The 12,457-nt window shown below is 71.2% G+C and carries 6 protein-coding genes; 4 read left to right on the plus strand and 2 right to left on the minus strand.

From position 1 onward, the window contains the following. Positions 1-231 precede the first annotated feature (231 nt). Positions 232-1,266, minus strand: coding sequence for a hypothetical protein (locus VIB55_RS04375; protein ID WP_331875449.1), 1,035 nt, complete (start codon positions 1,264-1,266; stop codon positions 232-234). 336 nt (positions 1,267-1,602) lie between these two features. Between VIB55_RS04375 and gpmI the strand changes: the two genes are divergently transcribed. Continuing rightward, positions 1,603-3,174, plus strand: coding sequence for a 2,3-bisphosphoglycerate-independent phosphoglycerate mutase (gene gpmI / locus VIB55_RS04380; RefSeq protein WP_331875450.1), 1,572 nt, complete (start codon positions 1,603-1,605; stop codon positions 3,172-3,174). Positions 3,175-4,234: 1,060 nt separating this feature from the next. Here gpmI and VIB55_RS04385 read toward each other — a convergent pair. After that, on the minus strand, positions 4,235-4,831 hold the full coding sequence (locus tag VIB55_RS04385; protein WP_331875451.1) for a fasciclin domain-containing protein: 597 nt from the start codon (positions 4,829-4,831) through the stop codon (positions 4,235-4,237). Between the two features lie 205 nt (positions 4,832-5,036). Between VIB55_RS04385 and VIB55_RS04390 the strand changes: the two genes are divergently transcribed. From VIB55_RS04390 to VIB55_RS04400, 3 genes are read left to right on the plus strand one after another with little or no spacing between them, the layout of a single operon-like run. Continuing rightward, entirely contained in the window at positions 5,037-10,214 is a 5,178-nt protein-coding gene (locus VIB55_RS04390) for a PAS domain S-box protein (protein ID WP_331875452.1), read from the plus strand. After that, complete coding sequence (locus tag VIB55_RS04395; RefSeq protein ID WP_331875453.1) at positions 10,211-11,374, plus strand: sensor histidine kinase; 1,164 nt, start codon at positions 10,211-10,213, stop codon at positions 11,372-11,374. Before VIB55_RS04390 ends, VIB55_RS04395 begins: the two co-directional genes overlap by 4 nt. A gap of 8 nt (positions 11,375-11,382) precedes the next feature. Then, positions 11,383-11,538 carry a hypothetical protein gene (locus VIB55_RS04400; RefSeq protein WP_331875454.1) on the plus strand — a complete coding sequence of 52 codons (156 nt, stop codon included), beginning with the start codon at positions 11,383-11,385 and terminating at the stop codon, positions 11,536-11,538. Positions 11,539-12,457: the final 919 nt, after the last annotated feature.

Genomic DNA, 12,457 nt, shown 5'->3' on the forward strand with positions numbered 1-12,457 from the left:
CGCACCTTCGACACTGCCGCGACCACGCTCTGGCTGCTGGGCGTGGAGGTGCCGGCGGAGTGGGCCGGGCGTCCGGTCACGAGCGCCTTCAACCGCCCCGTGACTGCTCCGGCTCCGTAACGGGTATCACGCAGAGGACGCAGAGAAGAAAGAGAGGACGCAGAGGCGCTTGCATGCCCTCTGCGTCCTCTCCCTTACCTCTGCGTCCTCTGCGTGAAAAGTTTTTTCGGCCTACCAGCGGCTGCGGTAGCCCCGGGCGTCGATGTGGATGAACGGCCCGTGGGCGCCGTTGTCGCGGTAGACGCCCGCGCCGCCCGTCAGCTCGGGGTAGCGGCGCTCCACGCGCTCCACGGCGCGAAGGACCACCATTGCGTCGTTCGTGTCGCGGCGGCCGTCGCCGTTCAGGTCGTCCATGTAGCCGTCGCGGTCGTTGTCCACCCACACGTCCGACGCGTCGCCGTAGGTGTGGCGGCTCAGCCGCGCCCGCCCGCCCTCGCCCGGGCCGTTGTACGCGGGGGTGCGGAAGCCGCTCATCACCGCCACCTGCTCGGCGCGCACGCCCATGGCGTTCAGCTCCTGGATCACCAGCTCCAGCTTGTCGATCAGCCTCAGGTCCAGCGCCAGGTACTTGGGCCACACGCCGAACTGGTCCTTGGTCAGGAAGTTCCGCAGGCGGAAGTGCTCCGACACCTGCAGGTCCTGGTTGGCCTCGGTCACCTCGATGAAGCCAGAGGGCGGCGCGTAGGCGCCCTGCCGCATGGTGCGCTCCGTCTCGTACGTGCCGATGCGGTAGCCGTTCAGGAACCCGCCGCGCTTTTCCGAGAACGGCACGCGGGTGATCACCGCCAGGTCCCCCATCTCCTGCTGCCAGCCGGTACCCGCCAGGTGCAGCCGCCACACCCCGGCGGAGCCCGGCGCCCGCAGCCCCGTGACCATCGACCCGCCGCCCTCCAGCATGCGAAGCTCGGTGCCGGCCTGCGGCACCCACCGGTACGAGGCTTCGAAGGGGCTGGCCTCCACCCACTCCATCGGCAGGTTCAGCGGCCGGTTGGGGTCCGTCAGCACCGCGCGCAGCTTGCCGCTGTGGCCGAACACGCTGGCGGCCAGGCGCACGGCGGCGTCGCGGGAGCCGGCGGCCGGCGACGCGGGCACCACGGACGACCAGGTGAGCGGCGGGGCGGCCTTGTTGGGGGCGTACATGCCGAGCGCGGTGCCGGCGAGGGCCAGGGAGCAGACGGTGGCGAGGGTGCGGCGGGGTCGGTGCATTGAAACTCCTGTGTACTGCGGCCGTGGGAACGGCGGATCGTTTCCGGGCGCGGGGCCCGGAAGGCTAGGCGGTGGAACGTGTTCTGGGAACGGACCGGCCGGCGGAGTGGTGCAGCCGGCGCGCGGTGCGCGAGGTCCGGCAGAGCCGCGCGGTGCACGATGGCGGCGCGGCGGTGAGGAGCGGCGAAGTCCTTGCGCGTCGAGAGCAGCCGCGGCCCGGGGTGGCGAAACCGTTCGGGCGGCGTAGTTTGCTGGTCATCTCAACGGGATTGCGCCCAAGATATGCACCGCCCCGCGGCGCCGTCAAGCACGTTCATCTTTCCGGACCGCCCAACCATGCCCGATTCGTCGCCCCGCCCGCGCGTGTGCCTGGTGATCCTGGACGGCTGGGGGCTGCGCGAGCCCGCCCCCGACAACGCCGTCACCTGCGCCCACGCGCCCACCTGGCGGCACCTGTGGGAGGAAGGCGGCTACCCCCGCGCGCGGCTGGCCACGCACGGCCCCGCGGTGGGGCTCCCCGCGGGGCAGATGGGCAACTCCGAGGTGGGGCACCTGAACCTGGGCGCCGGCCGCGTGGTGATGCAGTCGCTGCAGCGCATCAGCACCGCCATCGAGTCCGGCGAGTTCCACGAGAACCCGGTGTTCCTGGACATCGTCAACCGCGTGAAGGAGCGGGGGAGCGCGCTTCACCTGATGGGGCTCATCGGCCCCGGCGGCGTGCACGCGGTGGATACGCACCTGCTGGCGCTGACGGAGTTCGCGTCCAAGCACGGCATCCCCAAGACGTACATCCATGTGTTCCTGGACGGCCGCGACACGCCGCCCCGCTCCGCGCGCGACTACATGACGGAACTGTTCGGCCGCACGGGAAGCGGCAGCGGGGTGGAAGTCGCCACGTTGATGGGGCGCTACTGGGCGATGGACCGCGACCAGCGCTGGGAGCGCACCGAAAAGGCGTACCGCGCGATGGTGTACGGCGAGGGGCTGGGGGTGCGCGACCACCTGGGCGCCGTCGCCGCCGCCTATGAGCAGGGGGAGACCGACGAGTTCGTGCAGCCCCGGGTGATGGTGGACAACCACGGCCAGCCCATCGGCCTGCTGAAGGACGGCGACTGCGTGATCTTCTTCAACTTCCGGTCAGACCGCGCGCGCCAGCTCTCGCGCGCCCTGGCCGACGAAACGTTCGACGCGTTCGACCGCGGCCCCGGGCGGCCCCGCGTGGACGTGGTGACGATGACGCAGTACGACGAGAACTTTCCCCTGCCCACCGCGTTTCCGCCGCAGGAGATGGGCGACAAGCTGGCCGACGTCCTGGAGGCCCACGGGCTCGCCAGCTTCCGCACAGCGGAAACGGAGAAGTATCCGCACGTCACCTTCTTCTTCAACGGCGGCGTCGAAGAGCCGCCCCGCGGCGAGGACCGGCGCATGGTGCCCTCGCCCAAGGTGCCGACGTACGACCAGCAGCCGGAGATGAGCGAGCCCGAGGTCACGCGCGGGCTGGTGGAAGCCATCCGCGCGCGGAAGTACGACGTGCTCGTCTGCAACTTCGCCAACCCCGACATGGTGGGGCACACGGGGGTGATGGAGGCGGCGGTGAAGGCGGTGGAGGCGGTGGACGAGGGGCTGGGGCAGGTGCTGGCGGCCTGCCGCGAGACGGGCACGACGCTACTGGTGACCGCGGACCACGGCAACTGCGAGCAGATGTGGGACCCGACGACGATCGGCCCGCACACCGCCCACACGACGAACCCGGTCGGCATCATCCTGGTTGAGCCGGAGGACCGGCGGACGGCCACGGCCCTGGCGGACGGCGCCCTCTGCGACGTGGCGCCGACCATCCTGGGGCTGATCGGCGTGCCCCAGCCGGCGGCGATGACCGGGCGGGATCTGCGGCGCACGGACGGCTAGCAGTCCTTCCCCGGCGGGCCCCTTCCCCGGCCCCTCCCCCGGCAAACTGCGCCGGGAGAGGGGAGAACTTCGATCGAGGTTCCGACTGGCTGCCGGTGCATGCCGCGGGAGCCCGCTCTCTCCCCCGCTTCCAGGGGAAGGGAGAATCGATCGCACCTGCGGACACGAACGATGTCATTCCGATGGAGCGGCCCCGTCGGACCTGCCCGCGCAAGAAAGCCCGCAGCGACTGAGGAATCCGCCACACACCCCGCCTGACGCGCCAAACGTCGCGATCCACCGCGTCCCAACGTTCGCGCTCACGCCACTTGCGTGGTGGGCCCCCATCTGGCCGAGTGCCCCAGGAAGAGCGCCGGGGCTTGGTGATTCCGGAGTCCTCGTCGGCGGCAGGCTGTGTGGCGGATCCCTCAGTCGCTGCCATCTTTGATGTGGGGCTGGATTCCCGTGGCCGCTCCATCGGGATGACATCCCCGTGCTCGGGTGCGCGACCGCGGGCCCTGCCCTGGGCCGCTGGCGAGTACCGTTCGGCGCGCCCAGCACGTCTGAGCGGCGCGGTGTGAACGGGAGCAAGGTCGCGCACGACACCCTTGGCAGCACGACAGCAGGCCAGTCCGCGCAGGCGGACTTCGTGTGGTTGTTGCAGCGAATTCATTCGCCCGGGGAGGTTTGGGCCGCTCCCCCAGGGCGAGGATCAGGACCGAGGCCCGGAGTTCCGTGCCGCTGCCGCGCCCCAGCCAAGAGGCATCCGCGGCAAGATCCCACGGCCCTGCATGGTATGCACTGCGGGCCGCTTCAGTGCGCTCGGGCCTCTGGATGACAGATTGCGCCGGAGGCAGCGCTCCGTGGGCGGACAGAGGTCGGGGCGCGCCCCATCGTTGTAGCCACACGAAACAAGCCAGTCCGCGAAGGCGGACTTCGTGTGGTTGTTGCAGCGAATTCATTCGCCCGACCCGAGCCGGAGCTTCGATGCGACCGGCGGATGAACCCGGACTGGAACAGCAGAAAGCCCCGAACGGGCCGCTCGCGCGTACCGTTCGGGGCTTCACCTTCACGCGCCGAGTCAGCGGGGAAGCAGCACCCGGTCCACCACGTGGATCACGCCGTTGGACTGCATGACGTTGGCGATGGTGACGGTCGCCGCGTTTCCGCCCGCGTCGCGGACGACCACGTTGCTTCCGCTCATCGAGGCCGTCAGCGTCCCGCCGGCGGCGGTGTTCAGGGTGGCGCGCCCGCCGCCCGCCTGGATCATCCGCATCAGGTCAGCCGCGGTGTGGCGGCCCGGAACCACGTGGTAGGTCAGCACGCCGGTGAGCGCGGCCTTGTTCTCGGGGCGCAGCAGGGTGGCGACCGTGCCCGCCGGCAGCGCGTCGAACGCGGCGTTCACCGGCGCGAACACCGTGAAGGGGCCTGCGGAGGCGAGCGTTTCCACCAGCCCGGCGGCCTTCACCGCCGCCACGAGCGTGGTGTGGTCGGCGGAGTTCACCGCGTTCTCCACGATGTTGCGCGACGGCAGCATCGCCGCGCCGCCCACCATCACCGACGCCTGGCTCCCCGTGGCGCCACCCATCTGCCCATCCATCCCCATCTCGGCCGTCCCGCCCGAGGCACATCCCTGGAGAACCGCCGCCGCGAGCATCACTGCGATCGTCTTGTTCATGTCCGTATCCCTCGTCACTGGTCGCTGGATGACTGCTTGTGAGAGTGGGTACGGGCTGCTCACGCCAGCCGGATTCATCCGCGGTCGCCGAAGTACAATCCGCCCTTGTAGATCCGGCCGTTTGTGCCTACTTTTCTCCCCTGGCGCCACGTCCGCGCCCACCTCCCCAGTCGGTCCGCGTTTCCCAGCGTTCTCCCCGCGAACGATGCAGGTCACCTCGTCCGCCGCGCCCACGGGCGCCGCGCCGCCGCTCGACGCCGTTCTGCTCGGCCTTGCGCGCGCGCCCGTCACCCGCTTTGCCGACACCGCCCGCGAGGCGCTCGCCGCGGCCGCCCGCGCGCTCGGCGCCCGCGAGGCCGCGCTGTGGATGCTCTCGCTCGACGGCCAGGCGCTCGTCTGCCACGGCCGCGCGCCCTCCGACGGAGACGAATCGGCGATCGGGGGAACCGTGGACGCCGCCGCCGTGTGGCCCGGCCCCGGCGCCCTGGCCGCCGCACGCTGGACCGTGGCCGTGCTCCCCGGCGCGGAAGGCGGCGAGCTGGCACTGGACGCCGGGGTGTGGAGCCAGGGCGCGCTCGCCGGCTTCATCCGCCTGCGCCGTGGCGCGCGGTCGTGGACGGAGGCGGAGGGCGCGTTCGCCGCCGCCCTCGCCGACCGGCTGGCCGCCGCGTGGGAGGGCGAGGCACGCTCGCGGGCCGAGGACGATCTGGCCAGCCGCAACCGGCACGTGGACGACCTGGAAGCGATCGCCCAGCTGGGGAGCTGGGACCAGGACCTGGCGACGGACGAGATCGTCTGGTCCGCGCAGCAGTGCCGCCTTCACGGGCTGGATCCCGGGGACGGGCCGCGGACCCTGGACGGGTTCATGAGCTTCGTCCATCCGGAAGACCGCGAGCGACTCGCAGACGCGTGCGCGACGGTCGTCCGTGAGGGGACCCCGCTCGGTATCCGCTACCGCATCATCAGGCCCGACGGCGAGACGCGCTGGCTCCATGCCTTGGGCAGGATGGTGCCCGGGGCGGACGGAACGCCCGCGCGGCTCGTCGGCACGTCGATGGACGTCACCGAGCGCGTGCTCGCCGAAGAGACCATCCGCGCCTCCGAGGCGCGCTTCCGCGACCTGTTCGAGCAGTACCCGGACCTGGTGCAGAGGCTGACCCCCGACGGCATCATCCAGCAGGTGAACGCCGAATTCACCCGGCTGTGGGGGTTCGGCACCGAAGATCTGCGCGGCTCTTCCCTGCTCGAGGTTCCCCAGCTGGCCGGGGTGCGGCCCCTGCTGGAGCGCGGGCTGGCGGGCGAACGGGTATCCATCCCCCCCGTGCTCTTCGACGGCGCCAACCGCGGGCCCCTGGCCTCGGCCGAGGTGCAGTGGCCGCGCTGGATCCGCGCGTCGATGTTCCCCGTGCGCGGCCCGGCGGGCGAGCTGCGCGAGGTAGTGCTGGTGCAGGAAGACGTCACTGAAGAGCAGCTGGCGACGGAGTCGCTGCGCGTTTCGGAGGAGAACTACCGCAAGATCTTCGAGAACTCCAACGACGCCATCCTCGTTTCCGATCCCGAAACGGGGCAGCTGGTGGACGCGAACGCCACCGCCTGCCAGATGTGCGGCACCACCCTGGAAGCGCTCCGGGCCGACGCGGCCTCCATCATCTGGAACGGCCCTCCCCCGTACACCGCCGAGCGCGCCCTCGAGCAGGCCCGCCTCGCCGTGGAAGGCGTGCCGCAGACCTTCGAGTGGCTCAGCATCAACCCCGAAACGGGCGCGGAGATCTGGGGCGAGGTGAGCCTGCAGCGCATCGACGTACGGGGCAAGCCGCACGTCCTGGCCCTCGTGCGCGACATCCGCGAGCGCAAGCAGGCCGAGCGCGCCCTGCGGGAGTCGGAGGAAAGCTACCGCACCATCTTCGAGCACTCGTCCGACGCCATCTTCCTGCACGAGCTGGATACGGGAAGCTTCATCGGCGCCAACCAGGCGGCGTGCGAGATGTTCGGCTTTGCCCGTGAAGAGTTGCTGGGCGCCGGGGTGGCCGACATCAGCGCGGACGAGGCGCCGTACACGCTGGACGTGGCGCTTGGGTACGTGGAACAGGCCATCGCCGGCAACCCGCAGCGCTTCGAGTGGCTGGGCCGCCGCAAGGACGGCAGCCGCGTCTGGGCCGAGGTGCAGCTTCGCCGCGTGACCGTGGGCGGGGTGGACCGGCTGCTCGCCACGGGACGCGACGTAAGCGCCCGCAAGCACGCGGAGGAGCAGCTTCGCCGCGCCAACGAGCAGCTGGAGCAGCGCATCGCCGAGCGCACGGGCGAGCTGGCGCAGGCCAACGAGGCGCTGGAGGAGGAGGTGGCCGAGCACGAGGCTGCCCGCGAGGCGCTGATGGAGCGCACGCACGAGCTGGAGGGGATCTTCCGCGCCCTCCCCGACCTCTTCTTCCGCCTGGGCGCCGACGGCACCATCCTGGACTACCGCGCCGGGGCCCGCGCGGGGCTGGCCGTACCCCCCGAGGCGTTCCTGTGGAGGCGCATCCGCGACGTGCTCCCGATGCTCGCCGACCAGGCCGAGGCGGCCATGGCCGAGGCGCAGGCGACGGGCGAGATCGCGCAGTTCGAGTACCAGCTCCCGGTCGAGTCGGGGATGGGCGACTTCGAGGCGCGCGTGGTGCCGCTGGAGGATGCAACGTTCGTCACCGTCATCCGCGACGTCACCGCGCGCAAGTCGGCCGAGCGCAAGCTGCGGAGGCGCGAACAGCAGTTCCGCCGGCTGATCGAGAACGCCAGCGACATGGTGCAGCTGATCCACCCGGACGGCCGCATTGCCTACACCGGCCCCAGCGTGCAGCACCTGCTGGGGTACGATCCCGAGGAGCTGGCCGGCAGCGATCCCCTCTCCTACCTGCACCCCGACGACCGCGAGCCCACAGCCGGGCGCCTGGGCGAGATGCTGGCCAACCCCGGCGTGGTCTACTCCATCCAGTACCGCGTGCGGCACAAGGACGGCGGCTACCGCACCTTCGAGGCGCACGCCAGCACCGACGTATCCAGCGGGCAGGTGGTGGTGAACGCCCGCGACATCACCGACCGGCTGGCGGCCGAGCGGGCGCTGCGCGAGCAGGAGGCCCAGTTCCGGCGGATGGTGGCGAACACCTACGACATCATCACCATCCTGGGGCCGGATGGGCAGGTGGCGTACGAAAGCGACGCCATGCCGCGTCTGCTGGGGTGGACGCCCGAAGAGCGGATGGGGCGCAGCGCGTGGGAAAACATCCACCCGGAAGACATCGACCGGGTGCGCGACACCTTCCGCCGCATCCTGGGCCAGCCCGGCACCGCGCACACCATCGAGTACCGCTACCGCGCCAAGGACGGCGTCTGGCACTTCCTGGAATCCGTGGGCCGCACCCTGGCCGAAGACTCCGCCGCGGACGGCATCGTCGTCAACTCGCGCGACATCACCGACCGCAACGCCGCCGAGCGGGCGCTTCGCGAGAGCGAGGAGCACTTCCGCGCGCTGATCGAGAACTCGTCGGACGTGGCCACCATCAACGACGCGGTCACCGGCGCCGTGCTGTACGCCAGCCCCGCCGCCGAGCGGATGCTGGGCTACACGCCGGACGAGATGCTGGGGAGCGTGGCCGCCGACTACGTGCATCCCGACGACCGCCCCGCCGTCGCCGAAGAGATGCAGATGCTGCTGCTGGAGCCGGAGAACCCCCGCACCATGCGCTACCGCTTCCGCCGCAAGGACGGCCGGTGGATGGTGCTGGAGGCCACGACGCGCATGATGCCGGGCTCGCACGAGCCGCGCATCGTGGCCAACGCCCGTGACGTGACGGACCGCGTGGCCGCCGAGGAAGCGGTGCGGAAGAGCGAGGAGCACTTCCGCGCGCTGACGGAAAACGCGTCCGACCTGATCACCGTGCTCGACCAGACGGGCGTGTACCTGTACCAGAGCCCGTCCATCATGCGGGTGCTGGGCTACACCCCGGCGGAGCTGCTGGGCGAGACGCCCTTCCCGTTCATGCACCCCCACGACGTGGAAGACGCGCGGACGGCGCTCACGCAGATGGTGGTGAACCCGGGAACCAGCCACACCGTGCAGTTCCGGTTCCGCCACGCCGACGGGCAGTGGAAGGTGCTGGAAAGCATCGGCCGCACCCTGCTCCCCGACTCCGCGGACGAGGGGATCGTCGTCATCTCGCGCGACGTCACCGAGCGGCGGCGGACGGAGGAGGCGCTGCGGGCGGCCACGGACGCGGCCGAGCGCGCCAACCGCGCCAAGAGCGAGTTCCTGTCGCGGATGAGCCACGAGCTGCGCACGCCCATGAACAGCATCCTGGGCTTCGCGCAGCTGCTGGCGCGCGCCAGCCTGGCGCAGGGCGAGCAGAAATCGGTGCAGCACATCCTCAAGGCCGGGCGGCACCTGCTGAACCTGATCAACGAGGTGCTGGAGATCGCCCGCATCGAGGCCGGCCGCCACAACCTGTCGCTGGAGCCGGTGCGCGTGGCCCCCCTGCTGGACGAGGCGCTGGGACTGGTGCGGCCGATGGCCGCGCAGTGGGGCGTCACCCTGCGCCCCGCGGTCAGCCCCCCCGACGCCTTCGTGCGGGCGGACCGGCAGCGGCTCGCGCAGGTGATGCTGAACCTGCTGAGCAACGCCATCAAGTACAACCGCCCCGGCGGCTTCGTGCAGATCACCTGCACGCCGTCCGCGGACGGGTACACGCTGCGGGTGCAGGACACCGGCAAGGGGATCCCGGAGGAAAAGGCCGACCAGCTCTTCACCCCGTTCGCCCGCCTGGGCGCCGAGGCGTCGGGGGTGGAAGGCACGGGGCTGGGGCTGGCCCTTTCGCAGCGGCTGACCGAGGCCATGGGCGGCACGCTGACGCTGGAAAGCACCGGCGCGGAGGGCAGCGTGTTCCGCGCGGACCTGGCGGGCGCGGCCGACCCGGTGGAGGCGCTGGAAGACGCCGGCGCCGCCCTCGCCCGCACCGCGGAGAGCGGCGCGCGCGAGGCCACGCTGCTGTACGTGGAAGACAACCTGGCCAACCTGAGCCTGGTCGAGACGATCCTGCTCAGCCGCCCGGGCTGGCAGGTGCTTCCGGCGCTGCAGGGCGGCATCGGCGTGGAGCTGGCGCGCGAGCACCGGCCGGACCTGGTGCTGCTGGACCTGCACCTTCCGGACATCCAGGGCGACGAGGTGCTTCGCCGCCTTCGCGCCGACCCGCGGACGGCCGGCATTCCCGTCGTCGTCATCAGCGCCGACGCCACGCGCGCCAGCAACGACCGCCTGCGCGCGCTGGGCGCCGACGCCTACCTGAGCAAGCCCATCGACGTGGACGAATTCCTGGAAACGGTGGAGCGGTTCCTTTCCGAGCGAGGTGACGCGTGAACGCGCCGGACCTTTCGTGCAGCACGCTGCTGCTGGTGGACGATGAAGAAGCCAACCTCGACCTGCTGGAAGGCATCCTGGCCGGCTCGGGGCTGGGCAACCTGCTGCGGACGCAGAACCCGTTTCAGGCGGTGGAGCTGGCGCGCGAGCACCGGCCGGACCTGGTGCTGCTGGACCTGCACATGCCGGGGATGACGGGCTTCGACGTGCTCCGGGCGCTGCGGGAGATGGAGGAGCCCGGGGACTACCGCCCCGTCCTGGTGCTGACGGCCGACGTGACGCCCGAGGCCCGCGACACGGCCCTGGGCGAGGGTGCGCGCGACTTCCTGACCAAGCCGTTCGACATCGTCGAGGTGCTGCTGCGCGTGCGCAACCTGCTGGAAACGCGGCAGCTGTACCTGCAGGCCTGCCGCGCCACGGAGGCGCGCGAGCGCATTCTGGGCGTGGTCGCCCACGACCTGCGCAACCCGCTGGCGTCCATCACCATGCAGTCGGAGATGGTGCTGCAGACGCTCTCCCCACGCTCCTCCCCGTACGTGCGCGAGGCGCTGGGCAACATCCAGCAGACCTCCGGGCAGATGTACCGCCTGGTGCAGGACCTGCTCGACGTGGCGCAGCTGGAGGGGGCGGGTGGCAGGACGACCGTCGACCTGGCCGAGGTGGACGTGCACGAGCTGCTCTGCACGGCGCGGGGGATGCTCCAGCCCATCGCCGCCGGCCGCAAGCTGACGCTGGACGTCGACGCCCCCGCCGGCCTCCGCGCCCTGGCCGACGGCGCGCGCGTAGTTCAGGTGCTCAGCAATCTGGTGGGCAACGCCATCAAGTTTACGCCCACGGGCGGACGGATCACCATCGGCGCGGCCCCGGACGGCGCGTGCGTCCGCATCTCCGTCGCCGACACGGGATACGGCATCCCGGCGGAGCACCTGCCGCACGTCTTCGGCGCGTTCTGGCAGGGCGACACGGCCGACCGGCGCGGCGCGGGGCTGGGGCTTTCCATCGCCAGCGCGCTGGTGGCCGCGCACGGCGGGCGGATGTGGGTGGAGAGCGAAGTCGGCCAGGGGACGACGGTGCACTTTACCGTTCCCGCGGCGGACGCGCTGGTCGCCGTTCCCGCGGATCGCGGCGGCCGGATGGTCGAAGTGGTCACCTCCGCCTGAGGGGTCCGATGGAGACGATCATGGGCGTGGTGGCCGCGGGGTGGTGCCTGGCGGCGGTGGTCGTCTCGTACCGCAACATCCGCGGGCTGCTGGACCAGCGCCGCGCCCGGCGCGACATGGCCGCGCACGACCCGTACGGCGAGGAGGATCGCGGGCGGGGGTGAGGAGGGCTGTCTCGCGGTCGACTGGCTTCGTCGCATGCTGCGGGAGGCCCCACCCCCAAACCCCTCCCCCGGCAAACTGCGCCGGGAGAGGGGGGACTTCGGTTGGGGTTCGACGGACTGCCTCGCATGCTGCGGGAGCCCCCTCCCCCCGGCCCCCTTCCCCCGCTGCGCAGGGGAGGGGGAGACCTGAACTGCGCTTCTGCAGATTTCGCGCACACCGACGCCCTGTCATCCTGAGGCCCAAGCGCACGCTGCTCGCCCGTAGCACACACCACGCGGGCCGAAGGATCTAGCCGGAGGACGCCTTGAAGCCTGGGCGCGGCAGCGTCACGACTGCCCGAGACGCGTCGTCTGGCTCGAGGACCGGGTGAGACTGGCCGTCGCGCATGCCGCGGCTGGCCCCTCCCCCGGCCCCTCCCCGCATGCTGCGCATGCGGAGAGGGGAGAGTTCGATTGCACTTCGGCTGGCTTCGCACGCTCGACTGCGCGTGCAGTCCGCGCAGGCGGACTTTGGGCCGTTGTTGCCGCGACTTCAGTCGCCCCAGCAGGGCCAGCGCCTGGCCACTATGTCCGTCGCCGCACCCAAACCCCGAAGTGTACCCCCTCTCCCACGCTGTTTGTGGGAGAGGGTGGACGAGCCTAAGCGAGGACGGGTGAGGGCCCCACGGCAGCCGAGGCCTCGGTCACGGTGACCGCTGCCGCGCCCGCGCTGAGAGCCATCCGCTGCTAGATCCTTCGGCGCGCGAGAGTGAGGCACGGGATGGTTCGGTGCGCCTGCGCCTCAGATACCATGTAAAAGCGGGCCGCCACGATGTAAGCTCTCTGGGTCGCTCAAACCTGGAGGCGCTTATGCAGACCGTAACGACCCGCAACGTATCGGTGGTGTCCGTGCCCGCGCTTTATCTCGCGATCGAGACTG

Origin of the sequence: Longimicrobium sp. (genome assembly GCF_036554565.1) — a bacterium.
Taxonomy (GTDB): domain Bacteria; phylum Gemmatimonadota; class Gemmatimonadetes; order Longimicrobiales; family Longimicrobiaceae; genus Longimicrobium.

Excerpts from the sequence above, each read along its gene's own strand:
- VIB55_RS04375 (WP_331875449.1), bottom strand. The coding sequence starts at position 1,266 with ATGCACCGACCCCGCCGCACCCTCGCCACCGTCTGCTCCCTGGCCCTC.
- VIB55_RS04390 (WP_331875452.1), top strand. The coding sequence starts at position 5,037 with ATGCAGGTCACCTCGTCCGCCGCGCCCACGGGCGCCGCGCCGCCGCTC.
- gpmI (WP_331875450.1), top strand. The coding sequence starts at position 1,603 with ATGCCCGATTCGTCGCCCCGCCCGCGCGTGTGCCTGGTGATCCTGGAC.
- VIB55_RS04400 (WP_331875454.1), top strand. The coding sequence starts at position 11,383 with ATGGAGACGATCATGGGCGTGGTGGCCGCGGGGTGGTGCCTGGCGGCG.
- VIB55_RS04385 (WP_331875451.1), bottom strand. The coding sequence starts at position 4,831 with ATGAACAAGACGATCGCAGTGATGCTCGCGGCGGCGGTTCTCCAGGGA.